This window comes from Halomonas nitroreducens (assembly GCF_003966155.1).
In the GTDB taxonomy this organism is placed as follows: Bacteria; Pseudomonadota; Gammaproteobacteria; order Pseudomonadales; family Halomonadaceae; genus Halomonas; species Halomonas nitroreducens.
In genome coordinates, this window is record NZ_RXNS01000012.1 from 101,916 (window position 1) to 125,037 (window position 23,122).

General features: G+C 68.7%; 23 protein-coding genes. 13 read left to right on the forward strand and 10 right to left on the reverse strand.

What is annotated here, in order from left to right:
• Window positions 1–3: 3 nt before the first annotated feature.
• Together dprA and EKG36_RS13460 are read right to left on the reverse strand one after the other, a co-directional pair.
• Window positions 4–1,107, reverse strand: coding sequence for a DNA-processing protein DprA (gene dprA / locus EKG36_RS13455; RefSeq protein ID WP_126484936.1), 1,104 nt, complete (start codon window positions 1,105–1,107; stop codon window positions 4–6).
• Window positions 1,108–1,122: 15 nt separating this feature from the next.
• Window positions 1,123–2,208: a LysM peptidoglycan-binding domain-containing protein gene (locus EKG36_RS13460; RefSeq protein WP_126484938.1), complete on the reverse strand. Its 1,086-nt coding sequence runs from the start codon at window positions 2,206–2,208 to the stop codon at window positions 1,123–1,125.
• A gap of 167 nt (window positions 2,209–2,375) precedes the next feature.
• Here EKG36_RS13460 and def point away from each other — a divergent pair, with 167 nt between their 5' ends.
• The 8 genes from def (at window position 2,376) to EKG36_RS13500 (ending at window position 10,919) form a co-directional block, all read left to right on the forward strand.
• Window positions 2,376–2,888 (forward strand): peptide deformylase, encoded by a 513-nt coding sequence (gene def, locus EKG36_RS13465; RefSeq protein WP_126484940.1) that lies wholly within the window; start codon window positions 2,376–2,378, stop codon window positions 2,886–2,888.
• A 380-nt stretch (window positions 2,889–3,268) separates the two neighbouring features.
• Window positions 3,269–4,252: a methionyl-tRNA formyltransferase gene (gene fmt, locus EKG36_RS13470; protein WP_126484942.1), complete on the forward strand. Its 984-nt coding sequence runs from the start codon at window positions 3,269–3,271 to the stop codon at window positions 4,250–4,252.
• Window positions 4,249–5,589, forward strand: coding sequence for a 16S rRNA (cytosine(967)-C(5))-methyltransferase RsmB (gene rsmB, locus EKG36_RS13475; protein ID WP_126484944.1), 1,341 nt, complete (start codon window positions 4,249–4,251; stop codon window positions 5,587–5,589). Before fmt ends, rsmB begins: the two co-directional genes overlap by 4 nt.
• Before the next feature lie 34 nt (window positions 5,590–5,623).
• A complete protein-coding gene (locus EKG36_RS13480; protein ID WP_126484946.1) occupies window positions 5,624–5,827 on the forward strand; it encodes a dodecin in 204 nt (67 codons plus the stop codon).
• 115 nt (window positions 5,828–5,942) lie between these two features.
• Window positions 5,943–7,316 carry a Trk system potassium transporter TrkA gene (trkA, locus tag EKG36_RS13485; protein ID WP_126484948.1) on the forward strand — a complete coding sequence of 458 codons (1,374 nt, stop codon included), beginning with the start codon at window positions 5,943–5,945 and terminating at the stop codon, window positions 7,314–7,316.
• A 69-nt stretch (window positions 7,317–7,385) separates the two neighbouring features.
• A complete protein-coding gene (locus tag EKG36_RS13490) occupies window positions 7,386–8,834 on the forward strand; it encodes a TrkH family potassium uptake protein (RefSeq protein ID WP_126484950.1) in 1,449 nt (482 codons plus the stop codon).
• Window positions 8,835–8,994: 160 nt separating this feature from the next.
• Entirely contained in the window at window positions 8,995–10,230 is a 1,236-nt protein-coding gene (locus EKG36_RS13495; protein WP_126484952.1) for a TraB/GumN family protein, read from the forward strand.
• 344 nt (window positions 10,231–10,574) lie between these two features.
• Complete coding sequence (locus tag EKG36_RS13500; RefSeq protein WP_221766082.1) at window positions 10,575–10,919, forward strand: c-type cytochrome; 345 nt, start codon at window positions 10,575–10,577, stop codon at window positions 10,917–10,919.
• A gap of 98 nt (window positions 10,920–11,017) precedes the next feature.
• Here the strand turns inward: EKG36_RS13500 and EKG36_RS13505 are convergent, their stop codons facing one another.
• Genes EKG36_RS13505 through aceK form a run of 3 tightly spaced genes read right to left on the reverse strand, consistent with a single transcriptional unit; the run spans window position 11,018 to window position 14,377 of the window.
• Window positions 11,018–11,809 (reverse strand): tRNA-uridine aminocarboxypropyltransferase, encoded by a 792-nt coding sequence (locus EKG36_RS13505; RefSeq protein WP_126484954.1) that lies wholly within the window; start codon window positions 11,807–11,809, stop codon window positions 11,018–11,020.
• A 57-nt stretch (window positions 11,810–11,866) separates the two neighbouring features.
• The gene (locus EKG36_RS13510; protein ID WP_126484956.1) at window positions 11,867–12,601 is read right to left on the reverse strand and encodes an SIR2 family NAD-dependent protein deacylase; all 735 of its coding nucleotides are present in this window, start codon (window positions 12,599–12,601) and stop codon (window positions 11,867–11,869) included.
• A 30-nt stretch (window positions 12,602–12,631) separates the two neighbouring features.
• Window positions 12,632–14,377: a bifunctional isocitrate dehydrogenase kinase/phosphatase gene (aceK, locus tag EKG36_RS13515; RefSeq protein ID WP_126484958.1), complete on the reverse strand. Its 1,746-nt coding sequence runs from the start codon at window positions 14,375–14,377 to the stop codon at window positions 12,632–12,634.
• A 152-nt stretch (window positions 14,378–14,529) separates the two neighbouring features.
• Between aceK and EKG36_RS13520 the strand changes: the two genes are divergently transcribed.
• From EKG36_RS13520 to EKG36_RS13530, 3 genes are read left to right on the forward strand one after another with little or no spacing between them, the layout of a single operon-like run.
• Complete coding sequence (locus EKG36_RS13520; protein ID WP_126484960.1) at window positions 14,530–15,288, forward strand: pseudouridine synthase; 759 nt, start codon at window positions 14,530–14,532, stop codon at window positions 15,286–15,288.
• Window positions 15,289–15,304: 16 nt separating this feature from the next.
• Window positions 15,305–16,126, forward strand: a complete 822-nt coding sequence (gene tcdA / locus EKG36_RS13525; RefSeq protein WP_126485035.1) for a tRNA cyclic N6-threonylcarbamoyladenosine(37) synthase TcdA — start codon at window positions 15,305–15,307, stop codon at window positions 16,124–16,126.
• A gap of 16 nt (window positions 16,127–16,142) precedes the next feature.
• Window positions 16,143–16,370: a DUF1653 domain-containing protein gene (locus EKG36_RS13530; RefSeq protein WP_126484962.1), complete on the forward strand. Its 228-nt coding sequence runs from the start codon at window positions 16,143–16,145 to the stop codon at window positions 16,368–16,370.
• Window positions 16,371–16,434: 64 nt separating this feature from the next.
• On the opposite strand, the gene bfr is transcribed toward EKG36_RS13530, so the two are convergent.
• The 5 genes from bfr to lptF all read right to left on the reverse strand — a co-directional run bounded on the left by bfr (window position 16,435) and on the right by lptF (window position 20,008).
• The gene (gene bfr, locus EKG36_RS13535; RefSeq protein ID WP_126484964.1) at window positions 16,435–16,911 is read right to left on the reverse strand and encodes a bacterioferritin; all 477 of its coding nucleotides are present in this window, start codon (window positions 16,909–16,911) and stop codon (window positions 16,435–16,437) included.
• 152 nt (window positions 16,912–17,063) lie between these two features.
• Window positions 17,064–17,270 carry a (2Fe-2S)-binding protein gene (locus EKG36_RS13540; protein ID WP_126484966.1) on the reverse strand — a complete coding sequence of 69 codons (207 nt, stop codon included), beginning with the start codon at window positions 17,268–17,270 and terminating at the stop codon, window positions 17,064–17,066.
• A 103-nt stretch (window positions 17,271–17,373) separates the two neighbouring features.
• A complete protein-coding gene (locus EKG36_RS13545; RefSeq protein WP_126484968.1) occupies window positions 17,374–17,850 on the reverse strand; it encodes an RDD family protein in 477 nt (158 codons plus the stop codon).
• A 14-nt stretch (window positions 17,851–17,864) separates the two neighbouring features.
• Window positions 17,865–18,929, reverse strand: a complete 1,065-nt coding sequence (gene lptG, locus EKG36_RS13550; RefSeq protein WP_126484970.1) for an LPS export ABC transporter permease LptG — start codon at window positions 18,927–18,929, stop codon at window positions 17,865–17,867.
• Complete coding sequence (gene lptF / locus EKG36_RS13555; protein ID WP_126484972.1) at window positions 18,926–20,008, reverse strand: LPS export ABC transporter permease LptF; 1,083 nt, start codon at window positions 20,006–20,008, stop codon at window positions 18,926–18,928. The genes lptG and lptF overlap by 4 nt, the downstream gene beginning before the upstream one ends.
• 272 nt (window positions 20,009–20,280) lie before the next feature.
• On the opposite strand from lptF, the gene EKG36_RS13560 reads away from it, so the two are divergent.
• Both EKG36_RS13560 and EKG36_RS13565 read left to right on the forward strand, forming a co-directional pair.
• Window positions 20,281–21,801, forward strand: a complete 1,521-nt coding sequence (locus EKG36_RS13560) for a leucyl aminopeptidase (protein ID WP_126484974.1) — start codon at window positions 20,281–20,283, stop codon at window positions 21,799–21,801.
• Window positions 21,802–21,950: 149 nt separating this feature from the next.
• Window positions 21,951–23,051, forward strand: coding sequence for a branched-chain amino acid aminotransferase (locus EKG36_RS13565; RefSeq protein WP_126484976.1), 1,101 nt, complete (start codon window positions 21,951–21,953; stop codon window positions 23,049–23,051).
• Window positions 23,052–23,122 lie beyond the last annotated feature (71 nt).

The following is a 23,122-nucleotide window of genomic DNA, read 5'->3' on the forward strand; positions in this document are numbered from 1 at the left end:
CTATCACGGGCACCGCCGGGCCGGCAGGCGCACCCAGCCGCCCATGGCCGGGCTCGCCTGGCCCTCGAGCTCGAGCTCGAGCAGCCGTCGCTGGCACTCCGTGACCCCGAGCCCGGTGAGGTCGACCAGGGCATCCACCGGCGTGGGCGTGTCGCTGAGCCAGCCCAGCAGCGGGTCCTCCCGGGCCGGGGCGGGCCCGGTGAGCGCTGCCTCGCTGGCCGGCCGGGCGCCTTGCCACTGCACGAGTTCGTCGAGGATATCGTCCACCTGGCGAACCAGCGCCGCGCCGTCACGGATCAGCTGCAGGCACCCCCGGACCTGGGGGTTGTGGATGGACCCCGGTAGGGCGAACACCTCCCGGCCCTGCTCGTTGGCCAGCCGGGCACTGACCAGCGAGCCGCTCTGCTCGGCGGCCTCGACCACCAGCACGCCCAGTGACAGGCCGGTGACGATGCGATTGCGCCGCGGAAAGAAGCCCGCCCGGGCCGCGGTACCCGGGGGATGCTCGGCGACCAGCAGGCCGCCGGCGCCCTGCAGCCGCGCGTGGAGGTCGCGATGGCGCGCCGGATAGACCACATCGACTCCGCAGCCCAGTACCGCCACGCTGCAACCGCCGGCCTCCAGGGCCGCCCGCTGGGCCGCGCCGTCGATGCCCAGCGCCATGCCGCTGACCACGCTCCAGCCGCGTGTGGCGAGCTCGCGGGCGAAGCTGGCGGCGTTGCTGAGGCCTTCTCGGGTCGGCCGGCGCGAGCCGACCATGGCCAGCCTCGGCGGTACCAGGGCCTGGAGATCGCCCCAGGCCCAGAGCACCGGCGGCGGGTCGGCGATCTGGCCGAGCAGGGTCGGCCAGGCGGGATGGTCGGGATGCAGGAGGTGCCGGTCGGCCGCGGCGTCAAGCCAGGCCAGGTCAGCCTCGAGCTGGGCGGTCAGCGGGCTGCGCCCGGGATGCTCGAGCCACAGTCGCAGGGCCCGCCCGGCCGGCGCGGGCAGCACCGCCAGCCACCCCTCCGGCCAGGCCGGGCCGCGGTCGGCGAGCGCTGCCAGAGCGGCGGCGCCAATGCCGGGCAGCCGCGACAGCAGCAGCCACTCCCTGGCCTCGAGCCCCATGCGTGGCCCGACGACTCAGCGCAGCGCCGTGCCCAGCGAGGCGCGCGGGTTGTGCAAGCGGTCTCCCACGGCGAGGGGGCGGGTGGCCTGCATCACCAGGCCATAGCTCATCTTCTCGTAGGGCCGGAAGACCATCACCAGCCCGGCATCCTCGCCGGGCAACCGCAGGACCTCGCCGCTGCGCGGGTCGTCGACCAGCTCGCCGCGCTGCTCCACCGCCAGCACGTGCCCGGGGACCAGGCCATCGCGGGTACCACGGTCCAGCGCCACGACCTGCAGCCGGCCGATGAAGCGCACCCCGCCGGGCACCGCCAGGATGCGGCCGTCGATCGGCTGCTCCGGGGCCCGGGGCAGGAACTCGGTGGTCAGGGCCCGGTCTTCCAGCGGCAGGATGATGTCGTTGCTGCGGATCTCCTCTCGGGTGTCGGTGGCCTCCATCACCGCAATGTCGTCCTCCTGGCGCAACCGGCGGGCTTCGCCGACGCTTTCCAGCTCGAGGCCGAGCAGCTCGCCGCTGCTCTGGTCCCGGTAGCGCTCGCCGACGCGATAGATGCCGAAGCGCCCGCCGCCGTCCACGCGGCCCCGAGCGTAGAACTGGTCCCCGGCTCCGCTGACCAGGCGGCCGTCGTCGCCCGCCACCACATAGGCCAGCTCGTCCAGCTGCTCGGGGTCGGTGACCACGCGATGCCCGCGCAGGAAGTGACGCACCGACTCCAGCGGGAGGGGGGCGATGGCCTCGCGGTGCGGCAGGGTACGCATCTCCGGGGAGAGGCGCACGATGCCCTGGCCCCGCTCCAGGCCCAGGCAAGGCCGGCCGCCACAGTCGTAGAGATAGACGATGTCCCCCGGATAGATCAGGTGCGGGTTCTCGATCTGGGGGTTGACCTGCCAGACCTCCGGCCACTGCCAGGGGTGCTGCAGGAAGCGTCCGGAAATGTCCCACAGGGTATCGCCCTTGACCACGGTGTAGCGTTCCGGCGCGCTGTCCCTCAGGCCATCCTCCCAGGACAGGCCCTGGGCCTGCACGGGGCCCACCAGCAACCCCGCGGCCAGCGCCCCCAGCCAGCGCCGCATGACCTTGCTGCGTCTCGTCTGCCTCATCCCCATTGTCCCCCGCGTTGTGAATCCCCGGTGGCGCATGGAACCTCGCCACCGTGGTATAGTCTGATGCTATCGATACGATACGCGGCCCGTGGTTTTCCGCCGCGTCGCCGGCTTTTAGAATAGCCGCATATCCTGAATGACAGCACAACGGTGACACCAACGCCATGGCCAAACTCCCCATCCTCGAATTCCCCGACGAACGGCTGCGCACCAAGGCGGTCGCCGTCGAGACGGTCGACGACGAGGTGCGCCAACTGGTCGACGACATGCTCGAGACCATGTACGACGCCCAAGGCATCGGCCTGGCGGCCACCCAGGTGGACGTGCATCGGCGCGTCATCGTGATGGACGTCAGCGACGACCGAAGCACCCCGCTGGTGCTGGTCAATCCGACGTACACCGCCATCGGCGACGAACGTGAGCCGATGCAGGAGGGCTGCCTGTCGATCCCCGAGTACTATGCCGACGTGCCGCGCGCCCTGAAGGTGCAGCTCAAGGCGCTGGACCGCGATGGCCAGCCCTACGAGCTGGAGGCCGAAGGCCTGCTGGCCCACTGCATCCAGCACGAGTGCGACCATCTGGAAGGCGTGCTGTTCGTCGACTACCTGTCGCCGCTCAAACGGGACCGGGTAATGAAGAAGATGCAGAAGCGCCACAAGCTCGGCCAGCCGGCCTGACCCCCCTCCCCATCTCGCCCTCGGCGACCCTGGCAGCGTAAGGCGCGAAGAGGGCCCCGGGGACAGGTCGAAGAACAGGTCCTACGCCAGGGGTGAGGAGCCTTGCTGCGAACGGGCTGGCCACGGACGGCCAGCACCGGACCTGCGAGCGGAGCGGGACGCGAGAGCGTGGCAGGGCGTCGGTAGCGCCCAGGGAAGGGGGCACAGCGCCTCCTCGATGGTCCGGCACACCGGAACCTGTCGCCGGGATCAGGTCGAACGACATCACCGGCAGGGATAGCTTGAACCCAAAGGCCGGCGCCGTTGATGGCGTCGACCTTCGTCGTTTGCGCCCCGCTCCGTTATCATGGGGGCATTCATCCCGGTAAGGCCCTCGATCCATGTCCCGACCCCTGCGCGTCATCTTCGCCGGCACGCCCGACTTCGCCGCCGAGAGCCTGGCGTCCCTGCTGGCGAGTCCCCACCACGTCGTCGCCGTCTACACCCAGCCCGACCGTCCTGCCGGGCGGGGGCGCAAGCTGACCCCCAGCCCCGTCAAGGCACTGGCGCAACGGCATGGGCTGCCGGTCTACCAGCCCGCCTCGCTGCGCACGCCGGAGGCCCAGGCGACACTGGCGGCGCTGGACGCCGACCTCATGGTGGTGGTGGCCTACGGCCTGATCCTGCCCCGGGCGGTGCTCGACACGCCGCGGCTGGGCTGCATCAACGTCCACGCCTCGCTGCTGCCGCGCTGGCGCGGCGCAGCGCCGATCCAGCGGGCCATCGAGGCCGGCGACGTCGAGAGCGGCGTGACCATCATGCAGATGGACGAGGGCCTGGACACCGGCGACATGCTGCTGGTCAGGCGCACCCCCATCACCGCCACGACCTCCGGCGGTGAGCTCCATGACACCCTGGCCGCCCTGGGCGGCCAGGCGCTGCGCGAGGCCCTGGATGCCCTGGCCGGCGATGGCCTGGTCGCCGAGCCGCAACCGCAGGCCGGTGTCACCTATGCCGCCAAGCTGACCAAGGCCGGGGCGGCGCTGGATTTCTGCCAGCCCGCCGAGGCGCTCGCCGCCCGCATCCGCGCCTTCAACCCCTGGCCGGTGGCCTGGTGCACCCTGGATGCGGACCGCCTGCGCCTGCTGATGGCCGAAACGGCGCCGGACACGGGCGACCCCACGGCACCCGGCACCCTGCTCGCGCCGGCCCCCGATGCCCTGCGCATCGCCTGTGGTCCCACCGGCAACCAGGTGCTGCGGGTGACCCGGGCACAGCTGCCGGGCGGCAAGGCCCTGGACGTTAGCGAGCTGCTAAAGGCCCGCGCAGACCGCTTCGTCCCGGGCACTCGCCTGGGCCCCTCGGATCGGGAGACCTCTGCATGAGCCAGAACGCCGGACGCTCCAAGTCCCTCGACAACGGCCTGGCCGTGCGGGCCGCTGCGGCCCGGGCGCTCGCCCCGGTGATCACCGGCAAGGGCTCGCTCAACAACCTCGACGAGCACCAGGTGGTGGCCCGGGACCGCAGTCTCTTCAAGGAGCTGTGCTTCGGCACCTGCCGGGCCCTGCCGCGGCTGGAGGCCCTGGCTGCGCAGTTGCTGGAGAAGCCCTTCAAGGCCCGCGATGCCGATATCCAGGCCCTGCTGCTGGTCGGCATCTACCAGCTGCTTGAACTGCGCATCCCGGCCCATGCAGCAGTGGGCGAGACCGCCGGCGCCGCCCGCCTGCTGGGCAAGGCCTGGGCCACGCGGGTGCTCAATGGCTGCCTGCGCCGCCTGCAGCGCGAGTCCGCGGCGCTGCAGGCCGAGGTCGACAAGGACCCCGCCGTGGCCCTGCTCCACCCCAGGTGGTGGCTCAAGGCCTTCCGCCAGGCCTGGCCGGATGACTGGCGGGCCATCTGTGATGCCAATAACCACCCCGGCCCCATGACCCTGCGGGTCAACCGCCGCCATGGCGACCGCGAGATGTACCGCGACCGCCTCGATGCCCCGGGCATCAGCTGCCGGCTGTGCCTGCATGCGCCCGATGGCCTGACCCTGGACGCGCCGCGGGACGTGACCAACCTGCCCGGCTTCCAGGAGGGCCTGGTCAGCGTCCAGGACGAGTCGGCCCAGCTCGCCGCGGTACTGCTGGGGCCGGTGATCGCCCCGCGCCCCGGTGCCCGAGTGCTGGACGCCTGCTGCGCCCCCGGCGGCAAGGCTGCTCACCTGCTCGAGCTGTTCGATATCGAGCTGCAGGCCATCGACAGCGACGACGCCCGCCTGGCCCGGGTCGAAGACACCCTGTCGCGGCTCGGTCTGAGCGCCTCCCTGGCTCATGGCGACGCCACCCAGCGAGACTGGTGGGACGGCACGCCCTACGACGCCATCCTGCTCGACGCTCCCTGCTCCGGCAGCGGCGTGATCCGCCGCCACCCGGACATCAAGCGTCTGCGCCGGCCCTCGGACATCCCGCGGCTGGCCGAGCTCCAGGCCCGCCTGCTCGACAATCTCTGGCCGCTGCTGTCGCCCGGCGGCACCCTGCTCTATGCCACCTGTTCGGTGCTGCCCGAGGAAAACGCCGACCAGATCCAGGCCTTCCTCGGCCGCACGCCCGATGCCGAGGTGACCACCCCCACGGGGCTCGCCTGGGGCCGTCCCGCCGGCGCCGGGCGCCAGCTGCTGCCGAGCCTCGACAGCCATGACGGCTTCTTCTATGCCAGACTGAGGAAGCGGGTCGCCTGAGCGGCCCCACCTTTTGCAGCCAGAGGACGACACCATGAACCATACCTACAAGCACATCGAGCTGACCGGCACCTCCGAGAAGGGCATCGAAGATGCGGTGCAGAGCGCCCTCGGCAAGGCGTCGGAGAGCCTGCACAGCATGCGCTGGTTCGAGGTCACCGAGACCCGTGGTCATATCGAGCATGGCCGGGTGGCGCACTGGCAGGTGACGCTCAAGGTGGGCTTCACCCTCGACTGACAGCGGCCCAGTGGCCGACCTGTTCTTCCATCCGCGGCTGGTTTAAGCTGGCCATTACTCATGTTGCGGTGCACAAGACTGCACCGCAACGGCTTCCTGCGGACAGCGACACCCAATGAAGATCATCATCCTCGGCGCCGGCCAGGTCGGTGGGACCCTGGCCGAACACCTGGCCCGCGAAGAGAACGACATCACGGTGGTGGACACCGACGCCGAGAGGTTGCGCGAGCTGCACACCCGGCTCGACATCCGCACGGTGACCGGTGCCGGCTCCTACCCCATGGTGCTGCGCCAGGCCGGCTGCGAGGACGCCGACATGCTGATCGCGGTGACCAACTCCGATGAGGTCAACATGATTGCCTGCCAGGTGGCCCACACGCTGTTCCGCACCCCGACCAAGATCGCCCGGGTGCGGGCCACGGCCTACCTGACCCGCAAGGGGCTGTTCGCCCACGAGGCCGTGCCCATCGACGTGCTGATCAGTCCCGAGCAGGTCGTCACCGACCACATTCGCCGGCTGATCGAGCACCCTGGCGCCCTGCAGGTGCTGGAATTCGCCGGCGGCCTGGTGCAGCTGGTGGCCGTGAAGGCCTTCTACGGCGGTCCCCTGGTGGGGCAGGAACTGGGGTTCCTGCGCCGGCACATGCCCAGCGTCGACACCCGGGTGGCCGCCATCTACCGCCGCAACCGCCCGATCATCCCCCGCGGCGACACCGTCATCGAGGCCGACGACGAAGTGTTCTTCATTGCCGCCCGGCGTGACATCCGCGCGGTGATGAGCGAACTGCGGCGTCTCGAGCGGGACTTCCGGCGGATCATCATCGTCGGCGGTGGCAACATCGGCGAGCGCCTCGCCGAGCACCTCGAGCACAGTCACCAGGTGAAGATCGTCGAGCACAACCTCGACCGCTGCACCCAGCTCTCCGAGCGCCTGGATCGCACCGTGGTGCTCCATGGCAGCGCCACCAGCAAGCGGCTGCTGGAGGAAGAGAACATCGAGGACTGCGATATCTTCTGCGCGCTGACCAACGACGACGAGGTCAACATCATGTCGTCGATGCTGGCCAAGCGCATGGGGGCCAAGAAGGTGCTGACGCTGATCAACAACGCCGCCTACGTGGACCTGGTCCAGGGCGGCGAGATCGACATCGCCATCTCGCCCCAGCAGGCCACCATCGGCAGCCTGCTGACCCACGTGCGGCGTGGCGATATCGTCAACGTCCACTCGTTGCGCCGCGGCGCCGCCGAGGCCATCGAGGCCATCGCCCACGGCGACACCCAGTCCTCCAAGGTGGTGGGCCGGGCCATTGGTGAGATCGACCTGCCCAGCGGCACCACCATCGGCGCCATCGTGCGCGGCAAGGAAGTGCTGATCGCCCATGACGACGTGGTGGTCGAATCCGGGGACCACGTGATCCTGTTCGTCATCGACAAGCGCCGCATCCGCGACGTGGAACGGCTGTTCCAGGTCGGCCTGACCTTCTTCTGATGGAGCCCCGTACCGAGTGATCGCCATGCCGCCAGGGACGATACCCCGCCCGACGAGGAGAGCCACCGCATGAGCCTGCGCATGATCCTGCGCATCCTGGGTCTGCTGTTGATGATGTTCAGCCTGACCATGGCGCCGCCGATCCTGATCTCGCTGCTCTTCGGCGACGGCATGTGGGACGCCTTCGTGGTAGCGCTGACCATCACCGTGGTGACCGGGGCCATGATGTACCTGCCCAACCGCCATGCCCGCAAGGAGCTGCGGACCCGCGACGGCTTCCTGATCGCGGCCCTGTTCTGGAGCGTACTGGGCCTGTTCGGGGCGCTGCCGCTGATGCTCACCGGCGCCTCGGCCCTGTCGCCCACCGACGCCGTCTTCGAGTCCTTCTCGGGGCTGACCACCACCGGCGCCACGGTGATCACCGGCATCGACCTGCTGCCCGAGGCGATCCTCTACTATCGTCAGCAGCTACAGTGGCTGGGCGGCATGGGGATCGTGGTACTGGCCGTGGCCATCCTGCCGACGCTGGGCGTTGGCGGCATGGCCCTGTACCGCACCGAGATCCCGGGACCTCTCAAGGACTCCAAGCTGACCCCGCGCATCACCGAGACCGCCAAGGCGCTGTGGTACATCTATGCCACCCTGACCGTGACCTGCATGCTGGCCTACATGGCCGCGGGCATGAACTGGTTCGACGCCCTCGGCCACAGCTTCTCCACCGTGGCCATCGGCGGCTTCTCGACCCATGACGCCAGCATCGGTTACTACGACAGCGCCGCCATCGAGCTGGTCTGCGTGTTCTTCCTGTTCATCTCGGCAATGAGCTACAGCCTGCATTTCCTGGCCTGGCGACAACGCAGCGTGGCACATTACTTTCAGGACCCGGAGGCTCGCTTCCTGATGCTGTTCCTGGCGGGGCTGGTGACCATTACCGCGATCTCGCTGTGGCTCACCGAGATCTACGAGACCACCCTGGGACTGCGCCATGCCCTGTTCGAGGTGGTCTCGATCGCCACCACCGCCGGCTTCGCCGTCGCCGACTTCTCGATCTGGCCCGGGGCCCTGCCCTTCCTGCTGTTCGTGACGGCCTTCGTCGGTGGCTGCTCGGGCTCCACCGGCGGTGGCATGAAGGTGATCCGCATCATCCTGATCCTCAAGCAGGGCATGCGCGAGGTAATGCGCCTGATCCACCCCAATGCGGTAATCACCGTGAAGATCGGCAAGGTCAGCGTGCCGGACGGCATCGCCCAGGCGGTGTGGGGCTTCTTCTCGGCCTACGTGATGCTGTTCTTCTTGATGCTGGTGGGCGTAATGGCCACCGGTGCCGACCAGGTCACTGCCTGGTCGACGGTGGGCTCGGCCCTCAACAACCTGGGTCCGGCCCTCGGCGAGGCCAGCGCCCATTACGGCGATATGCCGATGCTGGCCAAGTGGATCCTGGTGCTGGCCATGCTGCTCGGCCGCCTGGAGATCTTCACCGTGCTGGTGCTGTTCACCCCCGCCTTCTGGCGCAAGTGACAGGAGCCTATGCTGTCGCCTGGAGATCGTCACCGTGCTGGTGCTGTTCACCCCGGCCTTCTGGCGCAAGTCGCAAACCCCATGCAAGCGCCCGCGGCGGGTTTGCCCTCCGCCGGGCTTCGTGGATAATCGAGCCTCCACCCTCCAGACCCGAGCGTCCATGACCGACACCCAGGACACCGCGACCGCCCCCAGGGAACAGGCCTCCCCCGGCGGCCCCTGCCGCACCATCGAGGTCGGCGAGACCCGATACACCCTGCTGGGGACCGCCCATGTCTCGGCGGAAAGCGCCGCGGAGGTCCGCTCGCTGATCGACTCCGGTGAGTTCGATGCGGTGGCCATCGAGCTGTGCGACTCGCGCCACCAGAACCTGGCCAACCCCGACGCCCTCGGCGAGCAGGACCTGTTCCAGATCTTTCGCCAGGGCAAGGCCGGCATGGTGGCCGCCAGCCTGGCACTGGGGGCCTTCCAGCAGCGGGTCGCCGAGCAGTCGGGCATCGAGCCCGGCGCCGAGATGCGCGCCGCCCTGGAGGAAACCCGCGCCCGCCGGCTGCCGCTGGTGCTGATCGACCGGGACGTGGGGGTAACCCTCAAGCGCATCTACCACAACGTCCCCTGGTGGCAGCGCTTCTCGCTGTTCTCGGGTCTGCTCGGCGGCGTGCTGTCCCGCCAGGACGTCTCCGCCGAGGACATCGAGCGGCTCAAGGAGGGCGATGTCCTGGAGTCCACCTTCAGCGAGTTCGCCGCCGAATCCGAGACCCTCTACACGCCGCTGATCAGCGAGCGGGATCGCTACATGGTGCTGCGCCTGGCCGAGCAATGCCCGCCCGGTCGCTATCGGCACGTCCTGGTGGTGGTCGGCGCCGGCCACCTCAAGGGCATGGCCGAGCACCTGGCACAGCCACTGCCGGCGACCCCGACCCCTGAGCGCGAGGCCCTGGAGGTCACCCCACCGCGATCCAAGATCTGGAAGGCCCTGCCCTGGGCCATCACCGTGCTGGTGCTGACCGGCTTCGCCATCGGCTTCTCGCGCAATACCGAGCTTGGCTGGCAGCTGGTGGCGGAATGGTTCGTGATCAATGGCGTGCTCTCCGGCGCGGCCACCCTGGTGGCCCTGGCGCACCCGGTGACCGTGGCCGCCACCGTGGTGGCCGCCCCCCTCACCTCGCTGAACCCTACCATTGGCGCCGGCTTCGTCGCCGCCGGGGTCGAGCTCGCCATGCGCAAGCCCAAGGTGCGCGACTTCGCCACCCTGCGCCATGACGTTACCGAGCTGAAGGGCTGGTGGCGCAACCGGGTCTCGCGCACCCTGCTGGTCTTCCTCACCGCCACCCTCGGCTCCGCTGCCGGTACCTGGATCGCCGGTTTCCGCATCGCCGGGACGCTGTTCGGCTGACTCCCAGCATCGCTGGGCCTCTCGACGATCATGCCGTGGTGCCAGGGGCAGGACGCACGACTCACTGAGCGCGGGTCACCGCCTCTTCTTGCCGAAGGACCAGGACGCTCCGGGGACGAGCCGATGGCGGCTCGCCCCCCCCCCCCCCCCCCAGAACCTGCCCCCAGGCCATCGTTCGCTCCCCTTGGCGGTGGCACCTGACGCCGCTCAACGACCCTCGAGCGAGTCGCAGCCGGGTGATGGCTCAGGGGTCAGGGCTCGTCTACGTTGAAGAAAGATGTCCTCTGTCAGCGCAGAGACATCCACAACAACGACTCTATGCCTAGCATCGGAGGGGCGAGAAGATGAAAGCGTACATTGTATCCATGGCATCCAGCCTCCTGTTCCTGGGGAGCCTACCGGCCTTCTCGGACATGCATGCCGACATGCAACAGCTGGCAGAGGACAAGCAGTGCCTGAGCTGCCACGGCCGGACAGACGACACGCCACGGGCCCCGGGCTTCAAGAGCATCGCCGCGAAGTACTCGGACGGAGAGATGAGAGGCTATCTGGTCGATGTGGTGATGTCGGGCGGCGAAGATCACTGGGGCTCCGCCACCATGCCGGAACCCGGCGAGAAGAGAGCCGAAGTGAGCGAGGAGGAAGCCCAGCAGCTGGTCGACTGGATTCTCGGCATGCACAAGGAATGACCGCTTTTTGCCTTGCCACGGGACCAACGCGCCAGTCGGTGACGCTCGTAGTCTGACGGCCGAGACGGACGCCCCCTATCAATCGGTCATTCGGAGCCTTAGCGCTGCGCGTCTCCGCGGCGCGCCAGCAGGCGTCGCATGGCGGCCGACGGCGTCTCGAGCTTCTCATGACGGCGACTGGCCGCATAGCTGTCGTTGAAGGCGTCGAAGTAGTCGTCAAGCAGGCCGGCGGCCTGGGTGTCGCCGGACTGCCGGAGCAGCTCCACCGCCACCTCGGCAGTGCACAGGTGAGCGGCGGAGGCCGGCTTGCGCAGGCGGTAGCGAGTCAGCCGCTCGGTCGCCAGCGGCAGCACCGGCAGTTCGGCCAGGTAGGGGCTCTTGCGGAAGATCCGCCGGGCCTGGCGCCAGGTGCCGTCGAGAATGATGAACACGGGGATTCGGTCCTCCCCCTGGCGTTCGGCCACGGCATCCATTCCCACCACCCGGTGGGCGTAATCCTCGTGGTCGTCGGGAAAGATCACGAAGGGGGCATAGCGGGCATCGTCGAGCAGTGCCAGCAGGCGCGCATCCGGGGCCGTACGGTACCAGGTGAAGACCTCGGTATCGGGGAGGACGTCACGGATCAGCCGCCCGGTGTTGGTGGGCTTGTGGTGCTCCAGGGGATGGGTCAGCAGCCACACCCGGGCCCGGCTCTGGGTCTCCAGCCGGTAGGGGCACAGGCAGTTGAGGGCCGGCAGGTTGCAGCCAGCGCAGCGCCTGACGAAGCTACCGCGGGCCTTGAACTCCCGTCGCGGCGGCCGCGGATGACCGGAACCCGGGTCGCGGGCCGGGTCCGTGACTGCGGGAGCGGCGTCGTCATGGAAAGGCGGGGGCTGGGTATCGTCCTGCATGCGTCATCGTCGGGCCGAGAGGGGCCGGCATTCTAGCACGTCGGGGGCAGCGGGACGTCAGTCAAGCAAGGTCTCCGGCAGCCACAGCCGACCCTCGCGCTGCCAGTGACGGACCAGCCGGGGCACTCCCTCGCCGGCGGGCCGGCTGATCCGCGTCACGCCCGGCGGGGCCAGGGCTCCCGCCTCGGGGTCGACCAGTACACAGGGCGCGTCCAGGGGGGCCTGATGGAGCAGTGAGGCGGCCGGCATCACGGCCAGCGAGGTGCCCACCACCAGCAGCAGGTCGGCCTCGGCGACGAGCGCGCAGGCATCGGCGAAGTGCGGCACGGCCTCACCGAACCACACCACGTCGGGACGCAGCTGGCTGCCCTTGTCGCAGACATCCCCCAGGCGAATCCCGCCCCGGCGCAGCGGATAGCACATGCGCGGGTCCACCGAGGAGCGGGCCTGGAAGATCTCGCCGTGCAGGTGGAGCACCCGGCGGGAGCCCGCCCGCTCGTGGAGGTCGTCGATGTTCTGGGTGATCACGCTGACCCGGAAGCCACGGCGCTCGAGCTGTGCCAGGGCCTTGTGGGCGGCGTTGGGCCGGGCACGGCGCACCTGGTCGCGGCGGGCGTCATAGAAGCGCAGCACGCGCTCGGGGTCGCGGTCCCACGCCTCGGGGGTGGCGACGTCCTCGATGGGATGGTCGGCCCAGAGGCCATCGGCGGCGCGGAAGGTCTGGATGCCACTCTCGGCACTGATCCCGGCGCCGCTCAGCACCACCAGGTGGGGAGAAGTGTGGTCGCCCATCGACATCCTCGCTACGGCTGGGGAAGTGCGTCAGTAGACCAGGCCATTGTCGGCATCGGCGGCGAAGCGCTGCTTGTTGCGGTACGGATAGACGTCGATGACGCGCCCATCGCGAATGGCCTGCTGCAGCCCCTTCCAGTAGTCGGCATCGAACAGCTCGGGATGCAAGGTGTAGAACAGCTTGCGCAGGCGCACGTCGGCGAACAGGAAGGGACCGAACTCCTCGGGGAAAATATCATTGGGTCCCACCGAGTACCAGGGCTCGTCGGCCAGCTCTTGCTCCGGGTACATCGGCTCGGGAATATGCCGGAAGTTGCATTCGGTGAGATAGCAGATCTCGTCGTAGTCGTAGAAGATCACCCGGCCGTGGCGAGTGACCCCGAAGTTCTTCAGCAGCATGTCGCCGGGGAAGATATTGGCCGCGGCGAGCTGCTTGATGGCATTGCCGTAGTCCTTGAGCACCGCCCGCGTCTCGGCCTCGTCGCACTCCTCCAGATAGAGGTTGAGCGGGGTCATCATGCGCTCGGTGTAGCAGTGCTCGATGATCACCTTGTCGCCGCGCAGGTAGACAGTGGAGGGGGCCACCTCGAGCAGGTGCGCCAGGCATTCCGGGTCGAAGTGATCCTGCCGGGCGATGAAGTTCGAGAACTCCTGGGTATCGGCCATGCGCCCCACCCGGTCGTGACGCTTGACCAGGCGGTATTTCTCGCGGACGTTCTCGTGGCTCATCTCCTTGGTGGGATCGAAGCGGTCCTTGATGATCTTGAACACCGTGCGGAAGGACGGCAGCACGAACACCGCCATGACCATGCCACGCACCCCGGGGGCGATCACGAACCGGTCCTCGCGCTTGGCCACCTGGGTATTGAGGGCGCGGAAGAACTCGGTCTTGCCTTGCTTGTAGAAGCCGATGGCGGAATACAGCTCGCCCTGAGGCTTGTCGGGCATCACTTCCTGGAGGTAGTGAACGAACTCGCTGGGCACCACGACCTTGACCTGGAAATAGGCCCGGGTGAAGGAAAAGATGATCGAGACCTCGTCGGGCTCGATGATCACGGTATCCAGGTGGAGTCCCTGGTCGGCCTCGTGGAGCACCGGCAGCACCAGCGGCACCTGCTCGCCGCCGCCGCGAATGCGGCCGACCAGGTAGGCGCCCTTGTTGCGGAAGAAGACGCTCTTGATCAGCTCCATCTCGGCCTCGGGAGCATCGAGGATCGCCGCGGGCAGCTGGCGGCGCAGGAAGTCGCCGCCCAGTGCCGCATCGCGTTCCAGGTCCTCGAAGGGCGTCTCGAAGGGCGCTTCGGCCAGGGCCCAGCGCAGGGCCTGCTCCCAGTCGTTGCCCACCGCCTGGCGCCGGCACAGCTGGAGCCCCGAGTGGTGGGCAGCAAAGGCTCGGGAGCTGTAGACGAACATCCAGTCATTGCGAATGTGCCGATGATGGAACAGCGAACAGAACATCGAGTTGAAGAAGGTCTCGGCCAGCTCGTAGTCGAGCCGCTGGCTGATCAGGTCGGCATAGTGGCGACGCGCCTCCCGCCAGGACTCGAAGTCGACCAGCAGGTCATCCGCGAAGGTCCGCTTGAGCCGCGCCAGGGTGACCTGGACCTTCTCGTCGTAGAGGTCGATCCGCTCCGCCGAAGCCTGCTGGGCCTCGCGCCAGGCGGCGTCCCGGAAGCGGCGGCTGGCATCGGCGGTGATCTCCTTGAACCGCGAGCGGTACTCGTCGAAGCCATGCAGGATGGTGGCGGCGAGGCGATAGGCGGGCGAATGTCTCATGAGGTCCTCCAGGCAACAGCCGTCCAGCTTCGCGTATTTTCCCCACTGGCGCGAGCCGACCAAGGTGGGGCCCGCACCGTCAACCGTGATGACATCCGGGCCCGGGACGGCGACAATGGCGCCCTCGTTGCCACCCGCCGATCGAGCACGCCATGACGGAACCGCTACCCATCCTCTATCACGACGAGCACCTGGTCGCCGTGCACAAGCCGGCCGGGCTGCTGGTGCATCGCACCGCCCTGGCCCGGGGGGAGCGCCAGTTCCTGCTGCAGACCCTGCGCGATCAGCTCGGCCGGCGCGTCTATCCCGTGCACCGTCTCGACCGCCCCACCTCGGGGCTGATGGTCTTCGCCCTCTCGGCGGAGATGGCCACACGCCTGGCCGAGGCCTTCGAGCAACGCCGGGTGGAGAAGCGCTACCTGGCGGTGGTGCGCGGCGTGGGCCCCGGCGCCGCCCGCCTCGACTATGCCCTGCGCGAGGAGGATGGCCGGCGGCCCAAGGCCGAGATGCCGGCCATGCCGGCGATCACGGAGGTGCGGCGGCTGGACAGCGTCGAGCTGCCGGTGCAGGTCGACCGCTATCCCCGAGCCCGCTACTCGCTGATGGAGGCCCGTCCCCTGACCGGTCGGCGCCACCAGATCCGTCGTCACCTGTCCCGGCGCGGCTACCCGATCATCGGCGATGCCAAGCATGGCAAGGGCAACCACAACCGCTTCTTCGCCGAGCACCTGGACTGCGCCCGGCTGCTGCTCGCCGCCGTGGGCCTGACCTTCGAGCACCCCGTGGACGGCCGTCGCCTGGCGCTGGGCTGCGCCCTGGACGCCCCGATGACCGCCCTCTTCCAGCGCTTCGGCTGGTCGGGCCACCTGCCCGCGAACCACCGGCCGGACGCCACACCCGCCCTCGCCTGACATGCCATCGATGCCCATGACCGACACCCTGCTCCCTCCGTCCCCCCACGCGACCGATGACCACGAGCTGCGCTTCGGTGGCATCCGCCGCCTGTATGGCACCCGTGCCCTGGCGCGCTTCCGCCGCGCCCACGTGGTGGTGGTGGGCGTGGGCGGCGTGGGCAGCTGGGCCGTGGAGGCCCTGGCGCGCTCCGGGATCGGCCGGCTCACCCTGATCGACCTGGACGATGTCTGCGTCTCCAACGTCAACCGTCAGCTGCATGCCCTGGACGGCACCATCGGCCGCCCCAAGGTGGAGGTGCTGGCCGAGCGCTGCCGCGCCATCCAGCCGGGCATCGAGGTGGTGGCGGACAGCGCCTTCGTGACCCCGACCAATCTTGCCGACCGCCTGCCCGAGGATGCCGACCACCTGGTCGACGCCATCGACAGCGTGGTGGCCAAGGCGGCGCTGATCGCCTGGTGCAAGCGCCGCAAGCTGCCGATCACCGTCACCGGCGCCGCCGGGGGCCAGACCGACCCCACTCGCATTCGCGTGGCCGACCTGACGCGCACCGAGCACGACCCGCTGCTGGCCAAGGTCCGCGCCCGCCTGCGCCGGGACCACGGGTTCTCCCGCAACCCCAAGCGCCGCTTCTCGGTGGAGTGCGTCTATTCCGACGAGCAGTTGGTCTACCCCGGCGCCGACGGTGAGGTCTGCCTGCAGAAGCCGGGAGCCGGCGAGGCCACCCGCCTCGATTGCGCCTCGGGCTTCGGTGCCGCCACCTTCGTCACCGGCAGCTTCGGCTTCGTCGCTGCTTCCCGCACCCTGGCCCGCCTGGCCCGGGACGCCGCCCCCTGACCCGAGGAGCCCGCAGATGGAACCGCAACATCCCGTCCCCGGCATCTACCGCCACTACAAGGGACCGCTCTACGAGGTGATCGGCGTGGCCCACCACAGCGAGACCGAGGAACCGCTGGTGGCCTACCGCGCCCTTTACGGCGACTACGGCCTCTGGGTGCGACCGCTGTCGATGTTCATGGAGACCGTCGAGGTACAGGGCGAACCACTGCCGCGCTTCGCCCTGGAGAAGGCCTTTTCATGAGGCCGACACGACGAAGGCGCCCCGCGGGGCGCCTTCGTGAGGAAACCGATGCCGTCCGGCGGGATCACTCCGCCGCGTGCATCTGCTTCTGCAGGTAGTTCTCGAGGCCGACCTTGTCGATCAGGCCGAGTTCGGTCTCGAGCTTGTCGATGTGTTCTTCCTCGTCGTCGAGGATGCACTTGAACAGGTCGCGGGTGACATAGTCCTGCACCGATTCGCAGTAGGCGATCGCCTCGATATAGTCGTCGCGCCCTTTCTGTTCCAGCTTGAGGTCGCACTCGAGCATCTCCCGGGTGTCCTCGCCGATCAGCAGCTTGCCGTAATCCTGCAGGTTGGGCACGCCCTCGAGGAAGAGAATACGCTCGATCAGCTTGTCGGCGTGCTTCATCTCGTCGATGGACTCGTCGTACTCGAACTTGCCAAGCGCCGCCAGGCCCCAGTCCTGAAACATCTTGGCATGCAGGTAATACTGGTTGATGGCTACCAGTTCGTTGCCAAGAGCGGTATTAAGGTACTCGATGACCTTCTTGTCGCCTTTCATGACTTCACCTCATTGTACTCGTCAGGGTCGCTCTTCAGCTTGGCACGCGCAGGGTCGCACCGCCATGTCCTCGAAGCAGTCTAGGTGATGCCATGAAAAATGCAATGAAATCAATGCGTTGATAACGACAACCGAAACAATAGCGATTGCCATCACACGGCGTAGGCAAGTCCCTCGCTGGCCATAGCCAGCTCCTCACGGATGGCCTCGCGGGTGATGCCCTTGCCCATGCAACCGCACTTGCCGCACTGGGTGCCGCAACCCGTCTCGCGCTGCACCTCGCGCCAGGTGCGCGCACCGTCCTCCACGGTCCGGCGGATTGCCTTGTCGGTTACACCCTTGCAGAGACACACATACATGAGAACACCTCGCGCTGATCACGAGAATGAATGTAAATGATTCGCATGGACTATCGCAACCATAGTCTGAGAAAAATTCTCATCCCATTCGGCAAAACGGCTGTCACTTCTTGCCCTTGGGCAGCACCACCACCCGGGTACCCGAGACGAGATCCGCCCAGCTGCGTTTCTCGGCATCGAACAGCACCCACAGGTGCCCGAGTCCCAGGGGCAGGAAGGACAGGGCCCCGACGAGGAAGCGCTGCAGGCTCTGCAGCAACGTGATGGAGCAGCCATCGGTGGTCTGGACCCGCAGGCGCCAGGCCTGCATGCCCAGGGTCATGCCGCCCCGGGTCCAGAAGTAGGCGAAGAAGGCATAGGCCGAGAGCGCCATCAGCAGGCGCAGCGACACCACCTGGGCGGCGCCCAGCCCCACCTGCTCCGGCGGTAGACCGAACACCAGTCGGGTCACCGCCACATGGCCGGCGGTGATGACGATCCAGATGGCCAGCACCAGCAGGCCGTCGTAGAGCATGGCGCCGAGGCGGCGCCCCAGCCCGGCGGGCCAGACATCGTCGAGGTGATCGAAACGTCGCTGCATGACGGGTCTCCGGGTCAGCCGGTGCGGCGGAGCAGGTAGAGCCCCAGCCCGGCACAGATCAGGGTGGGCACCAGCACGGCCCAGGCGGGAGAGAAGCCGAACACCGTGGAGGCGGGCCCCAGCAGGTCCTGCAAGTACTTGAACACCAGGCCCGTGATCACGCCGTAGAACACTCGGGTCCCGGCGGCCACGCTGCGCAGCGGGCCGAACACGAAGGAGGCGGCGACCAGCACCAGCGAGGCCATGGTCAGCGGCATCAGCATCTTCTGCCAGAAGTACAGCAGCGGCTGGGTGGCCTGCTGCCCCTGGGCATGCAGGTAGCGGGCATAGGCCCACAGTTCGCTGGGCGCCTGGGTCTCCACGTCGCGCAGCAGGCGATCGAGCGCGGCCGGGGTCAGCTGGGTCTTCCAGGGCCGGGAGGCCTGGTGGATCGCGTCGGTGCGCCCCTCCTCGAAACGGGTCACGGCCACATCCTCGAGCACCCAGCCGCCATCGCGCCATACCGCCCGTCGGGCATTCAGCGCCTCGCGCAGCTCATGTCCCTCGAAGCGGTAGCGGGTCAGGTCGAGCACCACCTGGTCCGCACGAATGGCGCCGAAGCGGTAGAAACTGTCGCCCTCGCGCTGCCAGCCGCCCCGCTCGGTAAGCACGGCGCCCTCGCCCTGCATCTTTTCCAGCCGCCAGGCGCTGGCGAACTGCTCGGTACGCGGGCTGACGAACTCGGCGACGAACAGCACCACGGCAATCACCAGGATGATCGGCTTCATCACCCCCCAGAGGATCCGCGTGAGCGAGCGCCCGGCGCCCCGCATCACGGTGAGCTCGTTGCTCGAGGCCATGCTGCCCAGCCCGATCAGGGCACCGATCAGCACGCCCACCGGGGCGTACTGGTAGAAACGCCAGGGCAGCCGGAAGACCAGGTAGAAGAGCACCTGGAGGGCCCCGTAGTCGCCCTCCACGTCGCCCAGGTCGTTGATGTAGGTGATCACCAGGTCCAGGCCCAGCAGCACCACCTGAACCACCACGATGGCCCCCAGGACATTGCGCGCGATATAGCGGTCGAGACGGTCGGCGATCATCCACTCATCCCCTTGCGTTGAGCCTGCAGCGTCATCCCCAGGCCGATGATCAGGAAGGAGGCGTGGATCGGCCACATGCCAAGGGCCACGGGCCAGCCGCCCCGGCCGATGGCGTCCAGTGCCGCCAGCAGCAGGCTCAGGTAGGCCACATAGAGGAAGATCGCCGGCAACAGCTTGGCGAAACGCCCCTGGCGGGGATTGACCCGCGACAGCGGCATCGCCAACAGGGTCAGGATGAAGACCATCAGCGGCAGGCCCAGTCGCCACTGCAGCTGGGCCTGGGCGGGCGCGGCGCCATCGGCGAACAGCGCCGCCGTGGTGGCGTACTCGGGCGAGTCGAGTTCGGGGTTCTGTGCCGCTCGCGACAGGCGCACGGCATAGGTGCCGAACGCCAGCCGCTCGGCCTCGGCACGCCCCGGGTCGACGCTATAGCGTTCGCCGTCGGCCAGCACCAGGAAGCGGCTGCCGGTGTCCTCGTCGACGGTCTGATAGCCCTGCGCGGCGCGGGTCACCACGGTCTGGGGTGTGCCATCGCTGCGTCGCTGGCGTTCGCTGATAAAGACCTCGCGCATGCGGCTCTGGTCGTCGCTCAGTGCCTCGGTGTAGGCGGTGCGCCCGCCGCCGAAATCCTGGAAGCGCCCCGGGGACAAGGCGGTGAAGTCGAGCTGGCTGCGCTGTTCCTCGAGCAGCACCTCGTTGTGCAGGGCGCCGGCCGGAGTCAGCCACAGGCTGCACACCCCCACCAGCAGGGCGACGAGGGCGGCCGGCACCAGGCTCACCTGCAGCAGCCGGTTGGGGCTGGTGCCGCAGGCGACCAGCACGGTGATCTCGCTGTTGAGGTAGAGCTGGCCGTAGGCCAGCAGGATGCCCAGGAAGAAGGCCAGCGGCAGGATCAGCTCCAGGAACCCTGGCAGGTGATAGAGCATCAGGGTGCCGAGAATGTCGACCGGGATCTCGCCCTCGGCCGCGGTCGAGAAATAGCGGATGAAGCGACTGCCCATGATCACCAGCAGCAGCACCCCGGCCACGGCGGCCATGGTCTGCAGGATCTCGCGGGTCAGGTAGCGGAATATGATCAACGTTGTCTCCCGGCCCGGGGCCGTCCGGCCCGGCCATCTTCCATGCAATGACGTCCTGTCCCGGCCGTCCGTCGAACTTGTCGCCCATCGCGCGCGTCGCTCGGTCGAGGCACGGGACCCGCCAGGAGCCGGCGGCACGATCGCCAGGAACCGCCCCCTGGGTCACGGAGAGATCGGTGTGAAGTCCGGCTGGCTCCTGGGGTACACTGGAACGACTCGGCAACGTGCCGGCATTATCCAGAATCCCCCACCGCTTGTCTTGTGGAGACACCATGGAATTCCCAGTTCAGACGGCCAATCCCGCCAAGATCGAGACGGCCTGCCTCGTGGTACCGGTGTTCAAGGATGGCGATCTGCTGCCCGCCGCCGCCAAGCTCGACGACGCCAGTGAGCGGCTGATCGGCCAGCTGATCGAGCGCGACGACTTCGACGCCAAGCTGGGCAACGTCCAGATGATTCCCTTCGCGCCCGGCCTGAACGCCGAGCGCCTGCTGCTGGTCGGCCTGGGCACGCGGGACAAGTGCCAGGAAGGCGCCTTTCGCAAGGCCGTGGACGCCGCCTTCACCGCCCTGGCGGCCCTGCCGGCGGATGATGCCGCCGTGACCTTCACCGACGTGCCGGTCCCCGACCGTGCCTGCGACTGGAAGGCCCGCATGGTGGCCGAGGCGGCCCATCGGGCCGTCTATCGCTTCACCGAGTTCAAGTCCGAGCCCGGCCCGGCGCCGAGGCTCGACCGCGTGACCCTGCTGGTCAGCGAGGGCGGCAACGCCGAGGCGGCCCGCGAGGGCGGCCGGGTCGGCGACGGCATCGGCCGGGGCATCAATGCGGCCCGCACCCTGGGCAACCTGCCGGGCAACGTCTGCACGCCCCGCTACCTGGCCGAGCGCGCCGAGCAGCTGGCCGCCGGCTCCGGCGGCGCCCTGAGCGCCGAGATCCTCGACGAGGCCGCCCTCGAGGAGCTGGGTGCCCACTCACTGCTGTCCGTGGGCCGCGGCAGCGAGGAGCCCTCGCGGCTGATCGTCATGAAGTACCAGGGCGCCGAGGATCCCGAAGAGGCACCCCACGTGCTGGTCGGCAAGGGCATCACCTTCGACACCGGCGGCATCTCGCTCAAGCCCGGCGAGGCCATGGACGAGATGAAGTTCGACATGTGCGGGGCGGCCAGCGTGTTCGGAGCGGTCACCTCGGTGCTCGCCCTCAAGCCGAAGCTCAACCTGGTGGCCATCGTCGCCAGCGCCGAGAACATGCCCGACGGCCGCGCCACCAAGCCCGGCGACATCATCAAGACCCTCAAGGGCCTGTCGGTGGAGGTGCTCAACACCGACGCCGAGGGTCGCCTGGTGCTGTGCGACGCCCTGACCTACGCCGAACGCTTCGAACCCGCCAGCGTGGTGGACATCGCCACCCTGACCGGGGCGGCGATCATCGCGCTCGGCCACCACGCCACCGGCCTGCTGTCCAACGACGACGACCTGGCCCTGGACCTGCTCGATGCCGGCGAGACCGCCTGGGATCGCGCCTGGCACCTGCCGCTGTGGGACGAGTACCAGGAGCAGCTGGAGTCCAACTTCGCCGACCTGGCCAACATCGGCGGCCGCCCGGCGGGCACCATCACCGCGGGCTGCTTCCTCTCGCGCTTCGCCGACCAGTTCCCCTGGGCGCACCTGGACATCGCCGGCACCGCCTGGCAGTCCGGCAAGCAGAAGGGCGCCACCGGCCGGCCGGTCAGCCTGCTCACCCAGTACCTGCTGGACCGCGAGGCCGACAGCCAGGTCGAGGTCGGCGACGACTGATTTCGCCGCGGGCAGGTGTTGCCTTTTCGCGGCGGTGTCTTTTTCATGTGAGAAGCCGACTTAAACGCACCGGGCCGGCACTGGCCCGGTGTTCCAGTATCGTCCCGAGGCGCCGCGATGCGCCTCGTGTGTTGCGGAGACCTCTTGCCGTGTCCATTGAACGCTTTTCCGTGCTGCCGTCGACCCATGCCACGGCGGCCCCGATCCGGGATGACATCCTCGCCAACCCCGGCTTCGGTCGCTACTTCACCGACCACATGGCTCATGTGCGCTGGACCCTGGATGCCGGCTGGCATGGTCACGAGGTGCGGCCCTACGGCCCGCTGACCCTGGATCCCGCCGCCGCCGTGCTGCACTACGGCCAGGAGATCTTCGAGGGCGTGAAGGCCTATCGCCATGCCGACGGCTCGGTGTGGACCTTCCGCCCCGAGAAGAACGCCGAGCGCTTCCGGCGCAGCGCGCGTCGCCTGGCGCTGCCGGAGCTGTCCGACGAGGATTTCATCGACTCGCTGCGCGCCCTGCTGGCCCAGGACCAGGCCTGGGTCCCCACCCCCGCCCGCGAGGCCGACGAGTCGAGCCTCTACCTGCGGCCCTTCATGATCGCCAGCGAGACCTTCCTCGGCGTGCGCCCCTCCCACGAGGTCGACTACTACGTCATCGCCTCGCCGGCCGCGGCCTATTTCCAGGGCGGCGTGAAGCCGGTCTCCATCTGGCTGTCCTCCCACTACAAGCGTGCCGCGCCCGGCGGCACCGGCTTCGCCAAGTGCGGCGGGAACTACGCCGCCTCCCTGGCGGCCCAGAAGGAAGCGGCGGCCCACGAGTGCAGTCAGGTGGCCTTCCTCGATGCCGCCGAGAACAAGTGGGTCGAGGAGCTCGGCGGCATGAACCTCTTCTTCGTGTTCCGCGACGGCCGCATCGCCACCCCCCGCCTCACCGACACCATCCTCGAGGGTGTGACCCGCGACTCGGTGCTGACCCTGGCCCGCGACGAGGGCCTGACGCCCGAGGAGCGCCCGATCAGCATCGACGAGTGGCGCGAGGGGGCCGCCTCCGGCGAGATCACCGAGATCTTTGCCTGCGGCACTGCAGCGGTGATCACCCCGGTGGGCGAGCTGGTCACCGAGGAGGGCCGCATCCGGCTGGCCGCCGAGGGCGACAACGAGATGGCCAAGCGCCTGCGCACTCGCCTGCTCGACCTGCAGTATGGCCGCAGCGAGGACTCCCGCGGCTGGCTGACCCGGCTGGCCTGAGCACTTCTTTCCAGGCCTCGGCGATGATGGGCCCCGGGGACAAGTCGCAGCGCGGGGCCTGTACCAAGGGC